General features: G+C 53.4%; 15 protein-coding genes and 5 pseudogenes. 10 read left to right on the top strand and 10 right to left on the bottom strand.

Annotation, left to right across the window (positions count from 1 at the left end; genetic code table 11):
• A partial coding sequence (locus ABZJ92_RS11700; protein WP_071528444.1) for an IS1 family transposase occupies positions 1-61 on the top strand: 61 nt, incomplete at its 5' end.
• Positions 62-77: 16 nt separating this feature from the next.
• Here ABZJ92_RS11700 and ABZJ92_RS11705 read toward each other — a convergent pair.
• The 7 genes and pseudogenes from ABZJ92_RS11705 to wza form a co-directional block, all read right to left on the bottom strand.
• A pseudogene (locus tag ABZJ92_RS11705) lies at positions 78-896 on the bottom strand (putative colanic acid polymerase WcaD); the annotation flags it as partial.
• Positions 871-2,088, bottom strand: a complete 1,218-nt coding sequence (wcaC, locus tag ABZJ92_RS11710; protein ID WP_001023926.1) for a colanic acid biosynthesis glycosyltransferase WcaC — start codon at positions 2,086-2,088, stop codon at positions 871-873. The pseudogene ABZJ92_RS11705 and the gene wcaC, both read right to left, overlap by 26 nt.
• On the bottom strand, positions 2,085-2,573 hold the full coding sequence (gene wcaB, locus ABZJ92_RS11715) for a colanic acid biosynthesis acetyltransferase WcaB (RefSeq protein WP_000888740.1): 489 nt from the start codon (positions 2,571-2,573) through the stop codon (positions 2,085-2,087). The genes wcaC and wcaB overlap by 4 nt, the downstream gene beginning before the upstream one ends.
• Before the next feature lie 2 nt (positions 2,574-2,575).
• Positions 2,576-3,415 (bottom strand): annotated as a pseudogene (wcaA, locus tag ABZJ92_RS11720) (colanic acid biosynthesis glycosyltransferase WcaA).
• A 92-nt stretch (positions 3,416-3,507) separates the two neighbouring features.
• The gene (wzc, locus tag ABZJ92_RS11725) at positions 3,508-5,670 is read right to left on the bottom strand and encodes a tyrosine-protein kinase Wzc (protein ID WP_000137200.1); all 2,163 of its coding nucleotides are present in this window, start codon (positions 5,668-5,670) and stop codon (positions 3,508-3,510) included.
• A 2-nt stretch (positions 5,671-5,672) separates the two neighbouring features.
• Positions 5,673-6,116, bottom strand: coding sequence for a low molecular weight protein-tyrosine-phosphatase Wzb (gene wzb, locus ABZJ92_RS11730; protein ID WP_000482887.1), 444 nt, complete (start codon positions 6,114-6,116; stop codon positions 5,673-5,675).
• 5 nt (positions 6,117-6,121) lie between these two features.
• Positions 6,122-7,261, bottom strand: coding sequence for a polysaccharide export protein Wza (wza, locus tag ABZJ92_RS11735; protein WP_000978092.1), 1,140 nt, complete (start codon positions 7,259-7,261; stop codon positions 6,122-6,124).
• 308 nt (positions 7,262-7,569) lie between these two features.
• Between wza and ABZJ92_RS11740 the strand changes: the two genes are divergently transcribed.
• Together ABZJ92_RS11740 and ABZJ92_RS11745 are read left to right on the top strand one after the other, a co-directional pair.
• The gene (locus ABZJ92_RS11740) at positions 7,570-7,719 is read left to right on the top strand and encodes a hypothetical protein (protein WP_162855178.1); all 150 of its coding nucleotides are present in this window, start codon (positions 7,570-7,572) and stop codon (positions 7,717-7,719) included.
• A 200-nt stretch (positions 7,720-7,919) separates the two neighbouring features.
• Complete coding sequence (locus ABZJ92_RS11745; RefSeq protein ID WP_005049154.1) at positions 7,920-9,503, top strand: TerC family protein; 1,584 nt, start codon at positions 7,920-7,922, stop codon at positions 9,501-9,503.
• Positions 9,504-9,954: 451 nt separating this feature from the next.
• Here the strand turns inward: ABZJ92_RS11745 and asmA are convergent, their stop codons facing one another.
• The 3 genes from asmA to udk form a co-directional block, all read right to left on the bottom strand.
• A complete protein-coding gene (gene asmA / locus ABZJ92_RS11750) occupies positions 9,955-11,808 on the bottom strand; it encodes an outer membrane assembly protein AsmA (protein WP_001252355.1) in 1,854 nt (617 codons plus the stop codon).
• 21 nt (positions 11,809-11,829) lie between these two features.
• Entirely contained in the window at positions 11,830-12,411 is a 582-nt protein-coding gene (gene dcd / locus ABZJ92_RS11755) for a dCTP deaminase (protein ID WP_001234767.1), read from the bottom strand.
• A gap of 91 nt (positions 12,412-12,502) precedes the next feature.
• Positions 12,503-13,144 carry a uridine kinase gene (udk, locus tag ABZJ92_RS11760; RefSeq protein WP_001295424.1) on the bottom strand — a complete coding sequence of 214 codons (642 nt, stop codon included), beginning with the start codon at positions 13,142-13,144 and terminating at the stop codon, positions 12,503-12,505.
• 317 nt (positions 13,145-13,461) lie between these two features.
• Here udk and ABZJ92_RS11765 point away from each other — a divergent pair.
• From ABZJ92_RS11765 to baeR, 7 genes and pseudogenes are all read left to right on the top strand, one after another.
• A pseudogene (locus ABZJ92_RS11765) lies at positions 13,462-13,704 on the top strand (MASE1 domain-containing protein); the annotation flags it as partial.
• Positions 13,703-14,644 (top strand): annotated as a pseudogene (gene mdtA / locus ABZJ92_RS11770) (multidrug efflux RND transporter subunit MdtA); the annotation flags it as partial. The pseudogenes ABZJ92_RS11765 and mdtA, both read left to right, overlap by 2 nt.
• Positions 14,644-17,766, top strand: a pseudogene (mdtB, locus tag ABZJ92_RS11775) (multidrug efflux RND transporter permease subunit MdtB). The pseudogenes mdtA and mdtB, both read left to right, overlap by 1 nt.
• Positions 17,767-20,832, top strand: a complete 3,066-nt coding sequence (gene mdtC / locus ABZJ92_RS11780; protein ID WP_000667591.1) for a multidrug efflux RND transporter permease subunit MdtC — start codon at positions 17,767-17,769, stop codon at positions 20,830-20,832.
• Positions 20,833-22,248, top strand: coding sequence for an MFS transporter (mdtD, locus tag ABZJ92_RS11785; RefSeq protein WP_000130872.1), 1,416 nt, complete (start codon positions 20,833-20,835; stop codon positions 22,246-22,248).
• Entirely contained in the window at positions 22,245-23,648 is a 1,404-nt protein-coding gene (gene baeS / locus ABZJ92_RS11790; protein ID WP_000675144.1) for an envelope stress sensor histidine kinase BaeS, read from the top strand. The genes mdtD and baeS overlap by 4 nt, the downstream gene beginning before the upstream one ends.
• Positions 23,645-24,367 (top strand): envelope stress response regulator BaeR, encoded by a 723-nt coding sequence (gene baeR / locus ABZJ92_RS11795; protein WP_000137862.1) that lies wholly within the window; start codon positions 23,645-23,647, stop codon positions 24,365-24,367. Before baeS ends, baeR begins: the two co-directional genes overlap by 4 nt.
• Positions 24,368-24,394 lie beyond the last annotated feature (27 nt).

Raw genomic sequence — 24,394 nt, forward strand, 5'->3', positions numbered from 1 at the left:
ATCGGTGGAGCTGCATGACAAGGTCATCGGGCATTATCTGAACATAAAACACTATCAGTAAGTTGGAGTCATTACCCCGTACCTAAATCGCCCAGACGGGTGGAAATATAAGGAAACGCGATTACCACACCAACCCGGAATACAGCCAGAGAAATCAATGCTAACGGTAATTTTTTCTTAATCGCCTCTTTATTCAGATATTGAAATGCCCACTCCAGCAAATAAAACAGGATAAAGGTCATAACCCCTGAAAACGATCCGGATAATATTATCCCTGCGAGAATCAGGGCATCTGTTTTAGGCGTTTTGATACCAAACTGTTTGATGCTGAGCCAAATTGAGATTAATGCCAGAGCGAAAAATGCCGGTTCGAAATAAAGTGCTGTCGTGCGCTTGCCGCCGAATTTAATGAAATTCAGCACATAGCTGTTGCTGTAAATCAGATATTTCGAAATCGACTCCATAATACTGCTGCCACCGGTGAGGATAATTTGCGCCATCTCCACCGCCGCCAGCGCCACCACCAGTCCGACCACCAGATAAAAGAAACGTAATATCTTACGATGGTTGTGTGGCGAAATTGTTTTAAAACGAATACTCCACACCATGCCAATAATGATCACAATATAGACAAACAGCATAGTTGAAGTGACGTATTTACCGGCATCCAACGACTGACCAAACAGGTAGTTAAACGCCGTGAGTCCCGCGCCAATCCCTAAGGCAATCATCAATTTTTTAATGCTGATGCGTTCTAAAAACAGCAGTAACAAGACAGGTAAAAAAGTGACGATGGTGATGGGGAAACTTTCGCCAAGCTGGGCGATTTTGACGTTAACCAGCAGGTAGATCAGTGGCAGCAGCAGGTAGCTACAGATTCTGATAGAAGTTGACATACTCCTCCAGCATCTGTTGTCCACTGTAGGCGGCGCGACTGCGTTGGCTGAACTCAGCCAGCGTGGTACCAAATATCGCCTGCGCGATTTCCGGTTTGCTTAACTGTACCAGTTGCAGCACCTCTTCTTCACTGACGGTTTTACCACCGGATTTTTGCAGCACTTCCCGCGCCGCATCGCTATGGGTGGCAATCACCGGCACGCCAATCGATAGCGCCTCACACAAAATCAGCGGGTAGTTATCGACACGAGAACTGAACACCAGCGCATCCATCTGATTGAGCGCGCTCATCAACTTGCGCTTGTCAGTTTCAAAGCCGTGATTAACCACGTTGCCAGCGGTGAACGGCGAGAACTTACCAAAGGTATGCAGTTCGATTTTGTCGCCCAGCGCCATCATCTCACGCACCAGTTGCTGGTTAGTTTTGCCGTCGTAACGCAGGTCATGCGCCACCACTGCGATTTTCGGCTTGCCCTGAGTTTCGCGCACCGGAGGCAGATCTGCCAGAATCGCTTCGGTTGCCATATCAATGCCATTATTGATAATCCGGCAACGCCCTGGCCCGTACAGACTATTGAAAGCGTCAGCCACATGCTGGCTGGGGGAAATAAACTGACAGCCCAGCGCCAGCATCTCGCGGAATAACTGGCGTTTGCCCGCCACCAGCTGGTGCGCGCGATCAATCTTCACCGGCGGATAGTTATTTAAGGTCGGGCATTTCTGGCAGCCCGTTTTCCAGCCTTCGCAACCGTCGGTAAAGGCGCAGCGTCCGGTTACACTCCAGTGGTCGTGCAGCGTCCAGACCAGGGTGACATCCGGTTTATGGTTTTTCACTTTTTCGCAAAAGCGCACCACGCTGTTAAGATTCAACCAGTAGCTGTGCAGCACATGAAAATGCAGGACCACCGGACCCGGTGTGCGAGTAATGGTGCGATATAACTCATTGAAATTGCCGAACAGATCGCGATTAAACAGACGAAACAACGCAATGTTCGCCATCGCGGTCATCCGCGGCGTATGTTTGATGACCTGCGGATAGTTCTGATGGCTGACGCTCTCTTTGCCGCCTTTGCCGTAGCCGTAGACAAAATGTGACGCCAGCCCCTGTTGCAGCGCACGCTGGTGGAGATCTAACGCCACACCTGCTGCCCCGCCTTCCGCCAGTCGCACATTAAATTGCAGAATATTCATTTAATCACCTTCACTCGCGCTTTTTCTCCCACCACCAGCGCGTTGTCCGGGACAGAGTCGAGCACCACGCTGCCCGCACCCACGGTGACGTTGTTACCAAGCGTGATATCACCAAGAATAATGACGTTGGCACCGAGTTCGACGCCGTTGCCAATGTGTGGACATGCCATGTTATCGGCACCCCGATTGCCGATAGTGACGCCGTGGCGAATGGTGAAATCATCCCCCGCCACCACGTTTTTATTGATCACTACGGCGTAACCGTGATGGATAGTAAAGCGGCGGCCAATGGTCGCGGCGGCCTGGATTTCATAACCGAAAAAGCATTCGGTGATAATGCGATACAGCACCAGCAGCGGGGCCGCCCACAGATTGTTGAGGACGTTCTTTTTGCGCCACACCGAACAAAAATGAGCGACGCGATAGGCAAGTACCATGCAGCACGGGCGTAAACTCCAGCTGTTGGCGCGCAGATCTTCCAGCATCTTTAGCGCCCCCGAATACCATCAGCCAGACGTTTGCCGTTACGCACCGACAGCAGCGTCAACAAGGTGCGCCAGGTCATACGTTTATTGCGGATCTGGTAGAGGGTAAACAGCTGATATTTTTTACTGGCGCGGTCGAATTTGTCTTTGTGCTTGCGGTAAAAGTGGAAGTATCCGGAGAATTTTTTCGGTGACGAGGTGATCTGCATTTCGCCGTGATTGATATGCAGGATCTGCGTCGCCTCTTCCACTTTCCACGGTTCGCCGTACTCCACCACCATCCGCAGGAATATGTCGTAATCCTGTGCTGCTTTCAGTTCGGTATCGAACAAACACTCTTTGAAACGCCATGCCCAGGTAAAGACCTGATTGCCAATGATATTACGTTTATAGAACAGGCGGCGTGAGTACGGCGATTTGGGATACAGTGGTAAGCTCGCCGGTTGGGAATAAACTTCTCCCTAGCAAACGTAGTCGTTAGCGTACAAAAAGGCGTGTGTGACCAGTTGCTGTTTATGGGCGAGGAAGACGCTCAGGCGGTTGGGCGTCCATTCATCATCATCATCGATCCCGGTGATGTATTCCCCTTGCGCCAGCATAATCGCCTGGTTACGCACCGCGCACGCCCCGCTGTTAATGTCGTTGTGGATGTAAGTGATACGCGGATCGTTGAGGGCAGTGACGTACTGTTGCAGTTGTTCCCAGGAGGTGGAGCAATCATCCACGATGATCATCTCCCAGTTGCTGTAGTCCTGGCGCAGGACCGATTTTATCGCCCGAATCGCCAGTTGTTGGCGGTTCCAGGTTGGCATATAGATTGAGATCAGCGGATTGTCTTTCATAGGTTGTTCTCCCGGCTTATGAGCTGGTTTGCTTGCCGGATGCGGCGTGAGCGCCTTATCCGGCCTACGGGGCGGTGCGAATGCAGGCGTCGTTATTTCGCATCCGACTTATATTCGTATTCGTAATAGCCATAATCCTGATACGCGCTGGCGCGGCGGAAGATGGAGTTCAGAATCACCCCTTTCACCGGAATACCGTTTTGCTCAAAGCGGCTCAGACTGGTTTCCACTTCTTTCAATGTGTTGACCGCATAACGCGCCACCATTAACGTGGTTCCGACATGACGACCAACAATTGCCGCATCGGTCACTGCCAGAATCGGCGGCGTATCAATCAACACCAGGTCATAGTTTTTACTCGCCCAGTTCACCAGTTCGGCAAAGCGTTCGCTCATTAACAGTTCAGAAGGATTTGGCGGCACCTGACCGCGCGGGATCAGGTCAAATTTGGCAATAGAGGTCGGTTTAGCAGCGGTAGTAATATCGCCCTGACCAATCAGAATCTCCGACAGCCCATTGACATTATTGGTGCCCAACAGCTCGTGGGTGTAGCCTTTGCGCATATCGCAGTCGATCAACAACACGCGTTTATTGGTCTGGCTGATCACCGCCGCCAGGTTGGCGCAGACAAAGGTTTTACCGATTGACGGGCTAACCCCGGTCATCATCAACACATTGTTCTGCGCCTGCATCATCGCGAAGTGCAGACTGGTACGCAGACTACGGATGGCTTCAATCGCCAGATCGGTTGGATTCCCCACTGCCAGTAGCTGGCTCTGTTTATAGCGTTTAACCCCTTTGATGGTTTTGACGCTATCGCGCGCTTTCTGCCACTCCGACAGCGGGATGCTGGCATAGACGCTGATTCCGTGTTCTTCCAGCACTTGCGGGCTTTCGATGCCGCGATTAAACAACGAGCGCAGCAGCACACCCACGATAGAGAGCATCAGGCCAAGGATAATCGCGCCGAGGATAATCAGCCCTTTCTTCGGTTTTAGCACGCCAGGCTGGGTGATTGCCGGGTCAATAATGCGCACATCGCCGACGGTGCTGGCTTCGGTGATTTTCAGCTCCTGCTCTTTATTCAGCAGTTGCATATAGACCTGCTGACCAGACTCGACATCGCGGGTCAGACGGACAATTTCCTGCTGGTTTTTCGGCATCGCCGTTACGCGACCGTTAAGTTTGGCTTTCTCTTCTTCCAGCGCCTGACGTTTCTCCAGCAGCGTGCGGTACGCCGGGTGAACTTTGGTGTACAGCTTGGAGATTTCCGCCTCTTTAAAGGTCAGTTCGTTCAACTGCGCGTCGATGTTCACCATCGAATCGAGCACCGCTTTCGCTTCAAGCGGCAGATCAACAGAATCTTTATCCTGACGGAAGGCATTCAGTTTGTTTTCGGCAACATCGAGGCGGCTACGTACTTCCGGTAACTGTTGCGCGAGGAAAGCGAGGCTTTTCGACGCTTCCGCCGATTTGCGCTCAATATTTTGTTCCTGATAGTTACGAGCGATGCTGTTAAGAATGTCGCGGATCTGTTCGCGATCTTCACCGGTATAAGTCAGGCTCAGTACGCCTGCGTCTTTGCCGTTCTCCGTTACCGTCAGGCTGTTTTGCAGTTGGTTGATCATCCCCAACGTGGAGTATTTGGTGACGGTAAACTCACTGCCCGGGCGGGCGTGAATGGCTTCAACCATCAGCGTGACGCCTTCTTTTTTCAGCATCTGGCCCGCTTGCCCACGGGCGCTAAAGCCGCCATCACTGCTCAGGGTGTAGTTTTTGTCATCCAGCACATTAAGCGTAAACACCTGATCCGCCATCTCTTTCGGGCGGTTAAAGGTAGTCACTTTCACCGTCTCGTTCTGACGCCCCATCAGGCGATCCCAGCCCGCCCCGAAAATCGGGAACGTGTTTTTGCTCACCGCAATATCGAGGTCGAGATCGTCCACCGTTTTACCAAGCACCAGACGCGAACGAATCAACTGGATCTCGGCGTCCGATGCAGGCGGTTTGTTGGCTAATGCCGAGCCGATATCCTGCACCAGCGAATTGCCGCTGTTTTGCTCGATTTGTACCAGTGCGTCGGCACTATAAATCGGCGTGGCGAAGAAAGTGTAAACCACGGCACAGAGGGCAAATACGACGGTGATGCCAATCACCCACCAGCGCGCTTCAATGACGGTGCCGACCAGGCGACCAATATCGATTTCATCACTGCCCGTTACCGGAGCGGCATGTTGTTTTACTTTTTCTGTCATTCTTATACCTGCTCTGCGTTCAATGCCTGCGCCCACTGGCGGGCAGACCGTTCAAGTAATGTGTACACCGCTGCAAACGTTTCCCGGCTTTTGTGATACGGATCGGGGATTTCACATTCGTTATCCCAGTGACCAAACAGCATCACTTTGCCGCGCATCTCCGGTGCCATCTCGCATAAGCGTTCGATATGGCGCTTATCCATGGTCAAAATCAGGTCATAGTTGCGACACAGGCGGCGGCTGATTTGTCGTGCACAGTGGCCTTCCAGAGACAGTTGATGTTCTGCGGCGACGCTGATAGCGGTAGGATCAGCGCCCTTACCGACCAGCGCGCCGAGTCCAGCGGACTCCACTTTCAGTTCCGGGTGATAACGTTGCAGTAAGCGTTCCGCCATCGGGGAACGGCAAATATTGCCGACACAGACAACTAAGATGTTGTTAAACATGACGATTACCAGTTATGAATGTCGCTGGCTGTATCCGTCATGTAACGGACACCGCTAATAGTTGGCAGCAACTGATTGATCAGACGGTTCCAGCGGGAAACCGGGGCGGTGGTGACATACACCACGTCATAAGGTTGCAGGCGGAATTCTGTCGCCATCACCAGCGACGTCGCATCGGACATATCCAGCTGGTAGATATTGGCAATCTTGCCGTTACGCCCGCCCTCGCCTTTCAGCGGACGAATGACAAAGATGCCGCTGGCGTTGGAGGTGGTCATGTCGATACCTTCGGCATTGGCCAGAGCTTCAGTCAGGGTCATGCCGCTAAAGTCCATTTTCAGGGTGCTCTGTTTCTTCACTTCACCCATCACAAATACTTTCAGATCATCATTACGCGGCACGTAGAGAATATCGCCGGGATAAAGCAGTCGGTTCTGATTGAGGTCGCCGTTTTGCATCAGCGCCTGTAAAGAAATGCGTTCTTCACGACCATTGTGTGTTAGCACCACGTTGCGCCAGTCAGCGGTGTCGGTCAGGCCACCTGCGGCGTTGATGGCGTCGAGAATGGTCAGTGGTACGTTGGTGATCGCCTGTTGACCGGATTTATTCACCTGACCTGAGATATAGGCCTTTTGTGAGCGGAAGGCGGCGATATTAACGTCCACCTGCGGGTCAGCGATGTACGTCGCTAAGCGCCCGGTAATATCACTGCGGATTTCAGCGAGCGTTTTCCCGACTACGTGAACCTTGCCGATATACGGGTAAAACATAGTGCCGTCAGGCTGTACCCAGTTGCCGGTGTCGCTGGAGCTGCGGTACTGACCAGCTGGCGTGGTGAGTTCCGGGTGATCCCAGACGGTGACATTAAGAACGTCCCCCGGCCCGACGCGATACTGGTAATTCGCGATCTCGCTTTCCAGCGTCATATTGGGGCGCGCTACATTCGGGCGTGGGCGTAATTGGTCAATCAGGCGCGGGGTCAGCGGATAAACATTCACCATTTTGTCGAGATCGAAATCAGCGTCCTGCTGTTTGATGACGTCTTTGCCCATCGTCGACATATTGCTGCCCGGAAGTACTGTGCAACCGCTTATCAAGGTTACTGACACCAATAATGGCATCAATTTCATTTTGGATTTCATCATTGTTTATTTATCACTTTGGCAGAGTAATTATCCTGTGCACTATTAATAGCAATGTCGCCATGCACATTTACCTTGCAGTTAATTGAATAAAAATTTAACTGGCATCAGTCCTAAAAAAATTGATTTCATCCGCAGGCTATTGACAGAATAATTCAGACTGGTCTTTCAGGCATCCAGACACGCTACCGCCCCTGGCTTTTTAGCTACCAATACACTGATTGAGCTTAATTTTTCAAACCCTCTCTGCATACAATCGTTGATGAGAAAGGGTTATTGCGGAAATTAACTTCCGAATATAAGGTGACATTATGGTAATTGAATATTGGCTCGCCAATAATGCAGGAGGAAGTGTTACAGCTAACGGAATAGCAGGCAAGGTAACAATTCGGCAATTGGCTATTTTTAAGAATTATATTAAGTATCATTCAATATGGTTTTTAGGAGTTTCTTTAGGTTGACAATATTTAATATTGCGTCTCCACATGCGATATTTCTTAAATAATGTTTTATTATTACCGCTTTTAATTCAGGGATAATGTGAGGTTATTACCCTCAAATAATATGAGATAAATAGTGCTGCAACATTGCATTTTTGCCCCGATTTATCCATGATCGAATTGTGACATTTGTCATACAACGAATAGGTTTTGTACTTACTATGGAATGGATTGCCGATCCGTCTATCTGGGCCGGGTTAATCACGCTGATTGTGATCGAACTGGTCCTCGGCATTGATAACCTGGTCTTTATTGCCATCCTCGCCGAAAAACTACCGCCGAAGCAGCGCGACCGCGCACGGGTTACCGGGCTGCTGCTGGCGATGTTAATGCGCCTGTTACTGCTAGCGTCAATCTCCTGGCTGGTCACCCTGACTCAACCGCTGTTCAGCTTCCGCTCGTTTACCTTTAGCGCCCGCGACTTAATCATGCTGTTTGGTGGTTTCTTCCTGTTGTTCAAAGCCACGATGGAGCTGAACGAACGGCTGGAAGGGAAAGACAGCAATAATCCCACACAACGCAAAGGTGCGAAGTTCTGGGGCGTGGTGACGCAAATTGTGGTACTGGACGCCATTTTCTCACTCGACTCAGTGATTACCGCCGTCGGGATGGTCGACCATTTACTGGTCATGATGGCCGCCGTGGTTATCGCTATCAGCCTGATGTTGATGGCCAGCAAGCCGTTAACGCAATTTGTTAACAGTCACCCGACCATCGTTATTCTCTGCTTAAGCTTCCTGTTGATGATTGGCTTTAGCCTGGTGGCAGAAGGTTTCGGCTTCGTCATTCCGAAAGGCTACCTGTACGCTGCCATTGGTTTCTCGGTGATGATCGAGGCACTCAATCAGTTGGCTATCTTTAACCGGCGACGTTTTCTTTCCGCTAATCAGACGCTACGCCAGCGGACTACCGAAGCGGTAATGCGCCTGCTTAGCGGGCAAAAAGAAGATGCGGAACTGGACGCCAAAACCGCGTCCATGCTGGTGGATCATGGAAACCAGCAGATCTTTAATCCGCAGGAACGGCGGATGATTGAGCGGGTACTTAATCTTAACCAGCGTACCGTAAGCAGCATTATGACGTCGCGCCACGATATTGAGCATATCGATCTCAACGCGCCGGAAGAAGAAATCCGCCAGTTGCTGGAGCGAAATCAGCATACGCGGCTGGTGGTTACCGACGGTGATGACGCAGAAGATTTGCTCGGTGTTGTTCACGTTATCGACCTGCTACAACAGTCACTGCGCGGCGAACCGCTCAACCTGCGGGTGTTGATTCGCCAGCCGCTGGTGTTCCCGGAAACCTTGCCGTTGTTACCAGCCCTGGAGCAGTTCCGTAATGCCCGCACGCACTTTGCTTTTGTGGTGGATGAGTTTGGCTCGGTGGAAGGGATTGTGACATTAAGTGACGTCACTGAAACCATTGCCGGTAACTTACCGAACGAAGTGGAAGAGATCGACGCCCGCCATGATATTCAGAAGAATGCGGACGGTTCCTGGACGGCGAATGGTCATATGCCGCTGGAGGATCTGGTGCAATATGTGCCGCTGCCGCTGGATGAAAAACGTGAATATCACACCATTGCCGGGCTGTTGATGGAGTATTTGCAGCGTATTCCAAAACCTGGCGAAGAAGTTCAGGTGGGGGATTATTTGCTTAAAACGTTGCAGGTGGAAAGCCATCGCGTGCAGAAGGTGCAGATTATACCGCTGCGTAAGGATGGCGAGATGGAGTACGAGGTGTGATGGTATCGGCCATTTTACCCAATGCTGCGTAACGCCTTATAACTTCAGCAATGAAGCGTTGTCTGTGGTAAACGGACATCACAGCGGGGGTGTGGGTCCGGCTGTAAATCGCCGAATCGTTTCCTGTAGGCTGGGGCAGCCCACATGGATGTGGGCTGAGGGCGCGTTTTACAGGGATGTTACCTCGCGCCCGTACCCGATAGCCGAAAGGAATAAGATGAGGGAACCGCGCCAGCGGCGATTTACCGCCGGGAGCCCGGGTTGCCAGGGTGGTGGCGATTGAGCCACCCTGGCACGTTCACCGGCTTGAGCGTTCCATAGTAGCGAGGAACATCAAGTGAACGGAACAGCCTTCGATCTTACATATTCAGAATATAATAGTGCCGCCGCGAACGCCTGATGCGACGCTTTACGCGTCTTATCAGGCCTACAGGACAGGTCACCTGGTAACCTACATCTTCTCCAGCAACTTCTTCACATCTTTGCCATTGCGGGAATCTTTATTCCGCTCGGCCCAGTCATTCAGGCGACGTTTCGCTTCGTCCTGTAGATGTTTGCGCAGTAACTGATCCACTTGCAGGCTGTAATTGAGTTGCTGCCAGTTGCCATAAACCCGCAGCGGTACTGGCGTTTCTTTGAGGAAATCAATCAGTTTGCTTTCCCCGTTCCAGCCACCCACGACCCGAATATCAAACTGGGTGTCGCAGGTTTGATCTGCCAGATTCAACATGCCTTCCCCTGTCAGCGCCAGCACAGGCGATTGACCTTGCATGTCGTTTAACGTCACGACGCCATCCTTCAACGTCAAATCGGTGGTAAAGCGGTCAAGCCGCGTCACGTTATCGAAGTTTTCAGCGGCCTTCACATCACCGCCATTACGCTCTACCGCTTGCTGAATCATCTGCTGGAAGTTCATCCCTTCCATACGTGTGTCGGTCATCTCAACATGCGCCTGTCCTTGCCAGTTGTGGCGGAATGCGTCGGCATCTATGTCAGCACCGGAGAAATCACCAGCCAGTGACATTTTTCCGGTCAACGAAATCGGATAGTTAAACGCCTTCAGAATGGTACCAATCTCAACGTTCTCCAGCCGTGGCTGGAAGTTTATCCGCGGATTTATTGATGTCGCGTCCAGCGTGCCCGGCAGTGAAACCTTTCCACCGTTAAGCTTGCCCTGCAGTTGAGTAATTTCCAGCAAACCCGACTTGTTGGTCATTTGCGTGGCAACATCTGTAAAATTCATTCCGCGCCAGCGCACGTTACTGGCCTGCAACAAAATATCAGCTGTAAAGCCTTGCAGTCCCTGATAGGCCGGTTCATCAATACGCGAAGAAATGACCGGGCGCGGCAACGTTGATTGGCTCTGCCCCTGCTGCGCGGCACCGTTTTCACCATTCGCGGTTTCATTAAGCGGGATGAGGTTGTCAAGATTCAGTTGCGGGAATTGCAGTCTCAGCTGCCATTCCGGTTTCTCTGTCAGCGTGACCTGTGCTTGTCCGCTCAGCGTACTGTCATTGGCGGTCAAACTAATTTGGTTAAATGAAAGGCGTTTATGTGACTCCTGCCACTGGGACTGGAAACTCCCCTGCCCCTGAATACCTTGTTTTGGTAAATCGGCACCCTGCAACTGCCAGTTAATTTGTTCAATAGCCGCTGTTAAATCATGCGGATAATCAGAAGCATCTACCGTACCGTTAAGGGATATCGTGAGATCGCGCTGATCGCGATTAACCCGCCCGGAGAACTCAAATGAGCCACGATGTTGGGGATCTTGTTCCATTTGCAGGCGGATATTGCGGATTGTCACCTGCTCGTCATCTTCATGCTGGAACACCAGAACGCTGTCCGCCACCTTAAGACTGGATATATCAAACGACCATCCGCGATCGTCTGACAGATCCGGCAAGGTATTGTCGCGCGGTGCAACCGGAGCGTCTTCACTGCGCACCGCTTCCGTCTGCGGCGTCAGTTGGATCACTGCCCCTTTTAGCATCACCTGCTTAACGCTCAGTTGATGACTCAGTAGTGGTAAAAGCGCCACGTCCAGACGCATGTTGTCGGCGCGAACCAGTGGCTGGCTTGCGCCCTGGGCGGTGAGAGACATTCGCCCGGAGAGGATACTAAGCTGCGGCCAGACGTGCCAACGCAGTGGCCCGTCGAGCTGCAATTGATAACCGCTACGTGCAGCAACTTGCTTGACCATATAGTCGCGGAAATCATTCGGATTCACCAGCAACACTAACGCAGATAACCCGGCCACCAGCACGACCAAGAGTATCATCAGCGTCGTCAGAAATCGTCTCATGGTATCCTCAATGGGCCTGAATTAGTCTTTATCGATTCGGCTGGCTACCGCGCCCTGCTGGTTGCGATATTTCGCATCTTCACGGCGGTTGTAAGGTCGCGCCGCCGGGCCGGAAAGCGGCTCAAAGCTCAGCGCACCAATTAACATGCCCGGACGCAGCGCCAGCGGCAGCTTACCGGAGTTGTAGAACTCCAGCACAATGCAACCAGACCAGCCCGGATCGATACGGTGCGCGGTGACGTGCACCATCAGCCCCAGACGCGCCAAAGAGGAACGCCCGTCCAGCCAGCCCACCAGATCGGCTGGCAGCGTCACCGACTCCAGTGTCACCGCCAGCGCCAGCTCTCCTGGGTGAAGATAGAACGCCTCGCCCTCGTCGAGAACGATCTCATCGCTCATCACGCGGTCAAGCGCGGCGCTCACTTCATCTTTGGGACCGCTCAGATCGATAAACGCTGCCGTGTGACCACGGAAGGTACGAAATTTATTGCCCAGGCGTACATCCACCGTCGCGCCGTTAATACGCTCCACTGGCGGACGTGGGTTGATCGACAAACGGCCTTCATCAAGCCAGGCTTCAATATCTCGGTCACACAGACGCATGGCATTTTCTCCTTTCGCACATCACTCCCTTAACGCCAATTACGTCAAGGGCATACCAACTTATCACTGAACGGTACACAATTTATCAAGCTTATTCAAAGAACTGACTTATTTTCGCTTTCAATATATCGATCGCGATGCGGTTTTTCCCGCCGCGCGGCACGATAATGTCCGCATATTGTTTAGAAGGCTCAATGAATTGCAGGAACATCGGGCGCACGGTTTTTTGATATTGCGCCATCACGGAATCCATTGAACGCCCACGCTCGTTAACGTCACGCTTGATGCGGCGCATCAGGCAGATATCCAGCGGGGTATCAACGAAAATGGAGAAGTTAAGTTCGTCACGCAAACGCGCATCCGTCAGCAACAAAATGCCTTCGAGAATGATGACCTTCTTCGGCTCAACCGTCACCGTTTCTTTCATACGCGTATGTTCAACATAGCTGTAAACCGGCAGGTCAATTGCCGAGCCGCGTTTCAACGCTTGTAAATGCTCAAGCAACAGGCTGTGATCCATCGCGCTGGGATGGTCGTAGTTGGTCTTAACGCGTTCTTCCATCGACAGATGGCTTTGATCTTTGTAATAGCAGTCTTCGGGAATTACGCCGATGTGTTCATCACCGACTTGCTCACGTAATTCACGATAAAGGGTACTGGCAATAAGACTCTTGCCGGAAGCCGATGCGCCAGCGATACCGATAATGACGCACTGATGAGACTGATCAGTCATATATTTAGCGACCTGATTAACCTGGATGTTAGGAAGGGGGCGACGAAGCGCCAAACGCGGCAATTATAGGGATTTCATCCGTCTGATACCAGTCGAATAGCGTTGCCGCGCGCTCAGAGTTAATTGTTGACAAAGAATTCCCGGTGGCAAATTACGTTGATCAGTTTTATGTAAGGTAAAAAATGTTATACGCAGTTGCGCAAATTATCCGCCTTTACGTCACTTTATGAGCAATTCGCATATAAAATGTAAAACTTTTGTACTAGCATAAACACAGAAACGAATACTGGCGACCTGGCCTTGCGGATAAAGCGGTAATAAGCAAACAATCACAGCATGTATTAATTGCCCTGCCCCACCCGCTGCTTCACCTGGTCAGTTTAGGTTTAGTCTCGTTTATCTTTACCCTTGTCTCGCTTGAGCTTTCGCAGTTTGGCACCCAACTCGCCCCACTGTGGTTCCCGACGTCCATCATGATGGTGGCGTTTTATCGCCATGCCGGGCGCATGTGGCCGGGAATTGCGCTGAGCTGTTCGCTGGGAAATATCGCCGCATCCATTCCAGGAAGGCCAGCAGGTCAAAGCAGGCGATTTACTGGCAGAAATTGACCCCAGCCAGTTCAAAGTTGCATTAGCACAAACCCAGGGCCAACTGGCAAAAGATAAAGCCACGCTTGCTAACGCCCGCCGTGATCTGGCGCGTTATCAGCAACTGGCAAAAACCAATCTCGTCTCCCGTCAGGAGCTGGATGCCCAACAGGCGCTGGTCAGTGAAACCGAAGGCACCATTAAGGCTGATGAAGCAAGCGTCGCCAGCGCGCAGTTGCAACTCGACTGGAGCCGCATCACCGCACCAGTCGATGGTCGCGTTGGTCTCAAGCAAGTTGATGTTGGTAACCAAATCTCCAGTGGTGATACCACCGGAATTGTGGTGATCACCCAGACGCATCCTATCGATTTAGTCTTTACCCTGCCGGAAAGCGATATCGCTACTGTAGTGCAGGCGCAAAAAGCCGGAAAACCGCTGATGGTAGAAGCCTGGGATCGCACCAATTCGAAGAAATTAAGTGAAGGCACGCTGTTAAGCCTCGATAACCAAATCGATGCCACAACCGGTACGATTAAAGTGAAAGCACGCTTTAATAATCAGGATGATGCGCTGTTTCCCAATCAGTTTGTTAACGCGCGCATGTTAGTCGACACCGAACAAAACGCCGTAGTGATCCCAACAGCCGCCCTGCAAATGGGCAATGAAGGCCATTTTGTCTGGGTGCTGAATAGCGAAAACAAGGTCAGCAAACATCTGGTGACGCCGGGCATTCAGGACAGTCAGAAAGTGGTGATCCGTGCAGGTATTTCTGCGGGCGATCGCGTGGTGACAGACGGCATTGATCGCCTGACCGAAGGGGCGAAAGTGGAAGTGGTGGAAGCCCAGAGCGCCACCACTCCGGAAGAGAAAGCCACCAGCCGCGAATACGCGAAAAAAGGAGCACGCTCCTGATGCAGGTGTTACCCCCGAGCAGCACAGGCGGCCCGTCGCGCCTGTTTATTATGCGTCCTGTCGCCACCACGCTGCTGATGGTGGCGATCTTACTCGCCGGGATTATCGGTTATCGCGCCCTGCCCGTTTCGGCGCTGCCGGAAGTGGACTATCCGACCATTCAGGTGGTCACGCTCTACCCAGGTGCCAGCCCGGATGTCATGACCTCTGCCGTTACCGCGCCGCTCGAACGCCAGTTCGGGCAGATGTCTGGCCTGAAACAGATGTCGTCGCAAAGTTCCGGCGGTGCGTCAGTTATCACTTTGCAGTTCCAGCTAACATTACCGCTCAATGTCGCCGAGCAGGAAGTGCAGGCCGCGATTAACGCTGCGACCAACTTGTTGCCGAGCGATCTGCCTAACCCGCCGGTTTACAGCAAAGTGAACCCGGCAGATCCGCCGATCATGACGCTCGCCGTCACCTCAACCGCCATGCCGATGACGCAAGTGGAAGATATGGTGGAAACCCGCGTCGCGCAGAAAATCTCGCAGATTTCCGGCGTCGGCCTGGTGACGCTTTCCGGCGGTCAGCGTCCGGCTGTTCGCGTCAAACTTAACGCTCAGGCGATTGCCGCCCTCGGCCTGACCAGCGAAACCGTGCGCACCGCCATTACCGGCGCTAACGTTAACTCGGCAAAAGGTAGCCTCGACGGCCCTTCCCGTGCGGTCACGCTTTCCGCGAACGACCAGATGCAATCCGCCGAAGAGTATCGCCAGCTAATCATCGCCTACCAGAACGGCGCGCCAATTCGTCTGGGCGATGTCGCAACTGTAGAGCAAGGTGCAGAAAACAGCTGGCTCGGCGCGTGGGCGAACAAAGAACAGGCCATTGTGATGAATGTTCAGCGCCAGCCCGGTGCTAACATTATCTCCACCGCCGACAGCATTCGGCAGATGCTGCCACAGCTCACTGAGAGTCTGCCGAAATCGGTGAAGGTGACAGTGCTTTCCGATCGCACCACCAATATCCGCGCATCCGTCGATGATACTCAGTTTGAATTGATGATGGCTATCGCGCTGGTAGTCATGATTATCTACCTGTTTTTGCGCAATATTCCGGCGACCATCATTCCCGGTGTTGCTGTACCGCTGTCGTTAATCGGCACTTTCGCGGTTATGGTGTTTCTCGATTTTTCAATCAATAACCTGACACTGATGGCTTTAACTATCGCCACCGGATTCGTGGTCGATGACGCCATCGTGGTGATCGAAAACATTTCCCGCTATATCGAAAAAGGCGAAAAACCGTTGGCGGCGGCGCTCAAGGGCGCAGGTGAAATCGGCTTTACCATTATCTCGCTGACCTTCTCACTGATTGCGGTGTTGATCCCACTGCTGTTTATGGGCGATATCGTCGGGCGACTGTTCCGCGAATTTGCTATTACCCTGGCGGTAGCGATTTTGATCTCAGCGGTGGTGTCGCTGACCCTGACACCGATGATGTGCGCGCGGATGCTCAGCCAGGAGTCGTTGCGTAAACAGAACAGCTTCTCCCGTGCCTCGGAAAAAATGTTCGACAGGATAATCGCCGCCTATGGTCGTGGACTGGCGAAAGTGCTGAATCATCCGTGGCTGACCTTAAGCGTGGCACTCAGCACGCTGCTGCTTAGCGTGCTGCTGTGGGTGTTCATTCCGAAAGGTTTCTTCCCGGTACAGGACAACGGCATTATTCAGGGCACTTTGCAGGCACCGCAATCCAGCTCCTTTGCCAATATGGCCCAGCGACAACGCCAGGTCGCGGACGTGATTTTGCAGGATCCGGCAGTGCAAAGCCTGACCTCATTTGTTGGCGTTGATGGCACTAACCCGTCGCTGAATAGTGCACGTTTACAAATCAACCTCAAACCGTTGGATGAACGTGATGATCGGGTGCAAAAAGTCATCGCCCGTCTGCAAACGGCGGTAGATAAAGTGCCGGGCGTCGATCTCTTCCTGCAACCAACGCAGGACCTGACCATCGATACTCAGGTCAGCCGCACCCAGTACCAGTTTACCTTGCAGGCCACGTCACTGGATGCGCTCAGTACCTGGGTGCCACAGTTGATGGAAAAACTCCAGCAACTGCCACAGCTTTCTGATGTCTCCAGCGACTGGCAGGACAAAGGGCTGGTGGCGTATGTCAATGTTGATCGCGACAGCGCCAGCCGTCTGGGGATCAGCATGGCGGACGTCGATAACGCCCTGTACAACGCGTTTGGTCAGCGACTGATTTCCACTATTTATACTCAGGCTAACCAGTATCGCGTGGTGCTGGAGCACAATACCGAAAATACCCCAGGCCTCGCGGCGCTGGATACCATTCGCCTGACCAGCAGCGACGGTGGCGTGGTGCCGTTAAGCTCAATTGCCAAAATTGAGCAGCGTTTTGCGCCGCTTTCCATCAACCATCTGGATCAGTTCCCGGTAACAACCATCTCCTTTAACGTGCCGGATAACTATTCGCTGGGCGATGCGGTGCAGGCGATTATGGACACCGAAAAGACGCTGAATCTGCCGGTGGATATCACCACGCAATTCTAGGGCAGCACCCTCGCCTTCCAGTCGGCGCTGGGCAGCACTGTCTGGCTGATTGTCGCGGCGGTGGTGGCGATGTATATCGTGCTCGGCATTCTGTACGAGAGCTTTATTCACCCGATCACCATTCTCTCGACGCTACCCACCGCAGGGGTCGGCGCGCTGCTGGCATTAATGATTGCCGGTAGCGAACTGGATGTGATTGCGATTATCGGCATTATTTTGCTGATCGGTATTGTGAAGAAGAACGCCATCATGATGATCGACTTCGCGCTGGCTGCTGAGCGCGAGCAAGGCATGTCGCCGCGCGATGCAATCTACCAGGCTTGTCTGTTGCGTTTTCGTCCGATCCTGATGACCACCCTGGCGGCTCTGCTTGGCGCGCTGCCGCTGATGTTGAGTACCGGGGTCGGCGCGGAACTGCGTCGTCCGTTAGGTATCGGCATGGTCGGCGGTCTGATTGTCAGCCAGGTGCTGACGCTGTTCACCACGCCGGTGATTTATCTGCTGTTCGACCGCCTGGCATTGTGGACCAAAAGTCGCTTTGCTCGCCATGAAGAGGAGGCGTAAGTGAAGTTTTTTGCCCTCTTCATTTACCGCCCGGTGGCGACGATTTTACTGTCGGTCGCCATTACCCTGTGCGGCATACTGGGTTTCCGTATGCTGCCGGTCGCCCCGCTGCCGCAGGTCGATTTTCCGGTGATTATGGTCAGCGCCTCGCTGCCCGGTGCGTCGCCGGAGACAATGGCGTCTTCCGTTGCCACGCCGCTGGAGCGCTCACTTGGGCGCATTGCCGGGGTTAGTGAAATGACCTCCAGCAGTTCGCTCGGCAGCACGCGCATTATTTTGCAGTTTGATTTTGACCGGGATATCAACGGCGCAGCGCGTGATGTGCAGGCGGCGATCAACGCTGCACAAAGTTTGCTGCCCAGCGGGATGCCCAGCCGCCCGACCTATCGCAAAGCGAACCCGTCGGATGCGCCAATTATGATCCTCACGCTGACATCCGATACTTATTCGCAGGGTGAACTGTACGATTTCGCCTCGACGCAGCTGGCTCCGACGATTTCGCAAATCGACGGTGTCGGTGATGTCGATGTCGGTGGCAGCTCGCTGCCCGCCGTGCGCGTCGGGCTGACCCCGCAGGCGCTGTTTAATCAGGGCGTGTCGCTGGACGACGTACGCACTGCCATCAGCAATGCCAACGTGCGTAAACCGCAGGGGGCGCTGGAAGATGGCACTCACCGCTGGCAGATCCAGACCAACGATGAACTGAAAACCGCCGCTGAATATCAGCCGCTGATTATTCACTACAACAACGGCGGCGCGGTTCGTCTGGGCGATGTGGCGACGGTGACTGACTCAGTGCAGGATGTGCGCAACGCCGGGATGACCAACGCCAAACCGGCTATTTTACTGATGATCCGCAAACTGCCGGAAGCCAATATTATCCAGACGGTAGACAGCATCCGGGCAAAATTACCAGAGTTGCAGGAGACCATTCCGGCGGCGATTGATCTGCAAATTGCCCAGGATCGCTCCCCCACCATTCGCGCCTCGCTGGAAGAAGTCGAGCAAACGCTGATTATCTCGGTGGCGCTGGTGATTCTGGTGGTCTTTTTATTCCTGCGCTCGGGTCGCGCCACTATTATTCCCGCCGTTGCGGTGCCGGTTTCGCTGATTGGTACGTTTGCGGCGATGTACCTGTGCGGATTCAGTCTCAATAATCTTTCGCTGATGGCGCTCACCATTGCTACTGGTTTCGTGGTGGATGACGCCATTGTGGTGCTGGAAAACATTGCCCGTCATCTGGAAGCGGGGATGAAACCACTACAGGCCGCGCTGCAAGGTACTCGCGAAGTCGGCTTTACGGTGCTGTCGATGAGTCTGTCACTGGTGGCGGTGTTCCTGCCGCTGCTGTTGATGGGCGGATTGCCGGGCCGACTGTTACGCGAGTTTGCCGTGACGCTTTCTGTCGCCATTGGTATTTCGTTGCTGGTTTCCCTGACGCTAACGCCAATGATGTGCGGCTGGATGCTAAAAGCCAGCAAGCCGCGTGAGCAAAAGCGACTGCGTGGTTTTGGCCGCATGTTGGTAGCCCTGCAACAAGGCTACGGCAAGTCGCTGAAATGGGTGCTCAATCATACCCGTCTGGTGGGCGTGGTGCTGCTTGGCACCATTGCGCTGAATATCTCGATCCCGAAAACCTTCTTCCCGGAGCAGGACACCGGCGTACTGATGGGTGGGATACAGGCGGATCAGAGTATTTCGTTTCAGGCGATGCGCGGCAAATTGCAGGATTTCATGAAAATTATCCGTGACGATCCGGCAGTGGATAATGTCACCGGCTTTACCGGCGGTTCACGAGTTAACAGTGGGATGATGTTTATCACCCTCAAGCCACGCGACGAACGCAGCGAAACGGCGCAGCAAATTATCGACCGTCTGCGCGTGAAGCTGGCGAAAGAACCGGGGGCGAATCTGTTCCTGATGGCGGTACAAGATATTCGCGTTGGTGGGCGTCAGTCGAACGCCAGCTACCAGTACACGTTGTTATCCGACGACCTGGCGGCACTGCGCGAATGGGAGCCGAAAATCCGCAAAAAACTGGCGACGTTGCCGGAACTGGCGGACGTGAACTCCGATCAGCAGGATAACGGCGCGGAGATGAATCTGGTTTACGACCGCGACACCATGGCACGGCTGGGAATCGACGTACAGGCCGCCAACAGTCTGTTAAATAACGCCTTCGGTCAGCGGCAAATCTCGACCATTTACCAGCCGATGAACCAGTATAAAGTGGTGATGGAAGTGGATCCGCGCTATACCCAGGACATCAGTGCGCTGGAAAAAATGTTCGTTATCAATAACGAAGGCAAAGCGATCCCGCTGTCGTATTTCGCTAAATGGCAACCGGCGAATGCCCCACTATCGGTGAATCATCAGGGATTATCGGCGGCCTCGACCATCTCGTTCAACCTGCCGACCGGAAAATCGCTCTCGGACGCCAGTGCGGCGATCGATCGCGCAATGACCCAGCTTGGTGTGCCTTCGACGGTGCGCGGCAGTTTTGCCGGCACGGCGCAGGTTTTCCAGGAGACGATGAACTCGCAGGTGATCCTGATTATCGCCGCCATCGCCACGGTGTATATCGTGCTGGGTATCCTTTACGAGAGTTACGTACATCCGCTGACGATTCTCTCCACCCTGCCCTCGGCGGGCGTTGGAGCGCTGTTGGCGCTGGAGCTGTTCAATGCCCCGTTCAGCCTAATCGCCCTGATAGGGATCATGCTATTAATCGGCATCGTGAAGAAAAACGCCATTATGATGGTCGATTTTGCGCTTGAAGCCCAACGGCACGGTAACCTGACGCCGCAGGAAGCTATTTTCCAGGCCTGTCTGCTGCGTTTTCGCCCGATTATGATGACCACCCTGGCGGCGCTGTTTGGCGCGCTGCCGCTGGTATTGTCGGGCGGTGACGGCTCGGAGCTGCGGCAACCCCTGGAGATCACCATTGTCGGCGGTCTGGTGATGAGCCAGCTCCTGACGCTGTATACCACGCCGGTGGTGTATCTCTTTTTCGACCGTCTGCGGCTGCGTTTTTCGCGTAAACCTAAACAAACGGTAACCGAGTAAATGACAGATCTTCCCGACAGCACCCGCTGGCAATTATGGATTGTGGCTTTCGGCTTCTTTATGCAGTCGCTGGACACCACCATCGTAAACACCGCCCTTCCCTCAATGGCGCAAAGCCTCGGGGAAAGTCCGTTGCATATGCACATGGTCATTGTCTCTTATGTGCTGACCGTGGCGGTGATGCTGCCCGCCAGCGGCTGGCTGGCGGACAAAGTCGGCGTGCGCAATATTTTCTTTACCGCCATCGTGCTGTTTACTCTCGGTTCACTGTTTTGCGCGCTTTCCGGCACGCTGAACGAACTGTTGCTGGCACGCGCGTTACAGGGCGTTGGCGGTGCGATGATGGTGCCGGTCGGCAGGTTGACGGTGATGAAAATCGTACCGCGCGAGCAATATATGGCGGCGATGACCTTTGTCACGTTACCCGGTCAGGTCGGTCCGCTGCTCGGTCCGGCGCTCGGCGGTCTGCTGGTAGAATACGCGTCGTGGCACTGGATCTTTTTGATCAACATTCCGGTGGGGATTATCGGTGCGATCGCCACATTGATGTTAATGCCGAACTACACCATGCAGACGCGGCGCTTTGATCTTTCCGGCTTTTTATTGCTGGCGGTTGGCATGGCGGTATTAACCCTGGCGCTGGACGGCAGTAAAGGTACAGGTTTATCGCCGCTGGCGATTGCTGGCCTGGTCGCAGTTGGCGTGGTGGCACTGGTGCTTTATCTGCTGCACGCCAGAAATAACAACCGCGCCCTGTTCAGTCTGAAACTGTTCCGCACTCGTACCTTTTCGCTGGGCCTGGCGGGGAGCTTTGCCGGACGTATTGGCAGTGGCATGTTGCCCTTTATGACACCGGTTTTCCTGCAAATTGGCCTCGGTTTCTCGCCGTTTCATGCCGGACTGATGATGATCCCGATGGTGCTTGGCAGCATGGGAATGAAGCGAATTGTGGTACAGGTGGTGAATCGCTTTGGTTATCGTCGGGTACTGGTAGCGACCACGCTGGGTCTGTCGCTGGTCACCCTGTTGTTTATGACTACCGCTCTGTTGGGCTGGTACTACGTTTTGCCGTTCGTCCTGTTTTTACAAGGGATGGTCAACTCGACCCGTTTCTCCTCCATGAACACCCTGACGCTGAAAGATCTCCCGGACAATCTGGCGAGCAGCGGAAACAGCCTGCTGTCGATGATTATGCAATTGTCGATGAGTATCGGCGTCACCATCGCCGGGCTGTTGCTGGGGCTTTTTGGTTCGCAGCATATCAGCGTCGACAGCGGCACCACACAAACCGTCTTTATGTACACCTGGCTTAGCATGGCGTTTATCATCGCCCTTCCGGCGTTCATCTTTGCCAGAGTGCCGAACGATACGCATCAAAATGTAGCTATTTCGCGGCGAAAAAGGAGCGCGCAATGAAGTTCTGGCGACCCGGTATTACCGGCAAACTGTTTCTGGCGATTTTCGCCACCTGCATTGTCTTGCTGATCAGTATGCACTGGGCGGTGCGTATCAGTTTTGAGCGTGGCTTTATTGATTACATCAAACACGGCAATGAACAGCGATTACAGCTGTTAAGTGATGCGCTTGGCGAGCAGTATGCGCAGCATGGTAACTGGCGCTTCCTGCGCAACAACGATCGCTTTGTCTTTCAGATCCTGCGTTCATTTGAACACGATAATTCGGAAGATAAACCCGGCCCGGGTATGCCGCCGCACGGCTGGCGTACCCAGTTCTGGGTGGTCGATCAAAACAACAAAGTACTGGTTGGTCCGCGAGCGCCGATTCCACCTGACGGTACACGGCGACCCATTCTGGTCAACGGTGCGGAAGTGGGCGCGGTGATTGCCTCCCCTGTTGAGCGGCTGACCCGCAATACTGATATCAATTTCGATAAACAACAGCGGCAAACCAGCTGGCTGATCGTCGCCCTGGCAACGTTACTCGCGGCGCTCGCCACCTTTCTGCTGGCGCGCGGTTTGCTGGCACCGGTAAAACGACTTGTCGATGGCACGCACAAACTGGCGGCGGGCGATTTCACTACCCGCGTAACGCCCACCAGTGAAGATGAACTGGGCAAACTGGCGCAAGACTTCAACCAGCTCGCCAGCACGCTGGAGAAAAACCAGCAAATGCGGCGCGATTTTATGGCCGATATTTCTCACGAACTGCGTACGCCATTAGCGGTGCTGCGCGGTGAACTGGAAGCCATTCAGGATGGCGTGCGCAAATTCACGCCGGAGACGGTGGCGTCTTTACAGGCGGAGGTCGGTACACTGACCAAACTGGTTGACGATCTTCATCAGTTGTCGATGTCTGATGAAGGCGCTCTCGCCTATCAAAAAGCACCGGTAGATTTGATCCCACTGCTGGAAGTGGCGGGCGGCGCATTTCGCGAACGATTCGCCAGCCGTGGCCTGAAACTGCAATTTTCCCTGCCAGACAGTATCACCGTATTTGGCGATCGCGACCGTTTAATGCAGTTATTCAATAACTTACTGGAAAACAGCCTGCGCTACACTGACAGCGGCGGCAGCCTGAAAATCTCTGCCGAGCAGCACGACAAAACGGTGCGCCTGACCTTTGCCGACAGTGCGCCAGGTGTCAGTGACGATCAGCTACAAAAATTGTTTGAACGTTTTTATCGCACCGAAGGTTCCCGCAACCGCGCCAGCGGCGGTTCCGGGCTGGGGCTGGCGATTTGCCTGAACATTGTTGAAGCCCATAATGGCCGCATTATTGCCGCCCATTCGCCTTTTGGCGGGGTAAGCATTACAGTAGAGTTACCGCTGGAACGGGATTTACAGAGAGAAGTATGACCGAGTTACCAATCGACGAAAACACACCGCGTATTTTGATCGTGGAAGATGAACCGAAGCTGGGGCAGTTGCTCATTGATTATCTGCGTGCTGCGAGCTATGCGCCGACGCTTATCAGCCACGGCGATCAGGTACTGGCGTATGTGCGCCAGACACCACCGGATCTGATCCTGTTGGATCTGATGCTCCCTGGCACCGATGGCCTGACATTATGCCGGGAAATTCGTCGTTTTTCCGATGTTCCGATCGTGATGGTGACGGCAAAAATCGAAGAGATCGACCGCCTGCTGGGGCTGGAGATTGGCGCCGATGACTACATCTGCAAGCCGTACAGCCCACGGGAAGTGGTAGCGCGTGTCAAAACCATTTTGCGCCGTTGTAAACCGCAACGCGAACTTCAGCAACAGGATGCCGAAAGCCCGTTGATTATCGACGAAGGTCGTTTTCAGGCTTCATGGCGCGGTAAAATGCTTGACCTGACGCCTGCGGAATTTCGTCTGCTTAAAACGCTCTCTCACGAACCAGGAAAAGTGTTCTCCCGCGAGCAATTGCTCAATCATCTTTATGACGACTACCGCGTAGTAACCGACCGCACCATTGACAGCCACATTAAAAATCTGCGCCGCAAGCTGGAATCTCTCGACGCCGAACAGTCATTTATCCGCGCCGTTTACGGCGTTGGTTACCGCTGGGAAGCCGACGCCTGCCGCATCGTTTAGTTTTAGCGACATTACTTTGTTAGCCGG

The organism is Shigella sp. FJ200513 (assembly GCF_040495915.1).
In the GTDB taxonomy this organism is placed as follows: domain Bacteria; phylum Pseudomonadota; class Gammaproteobacteria; order Enterobacterales; family Enterobacteriaceae; genus ECMA0423.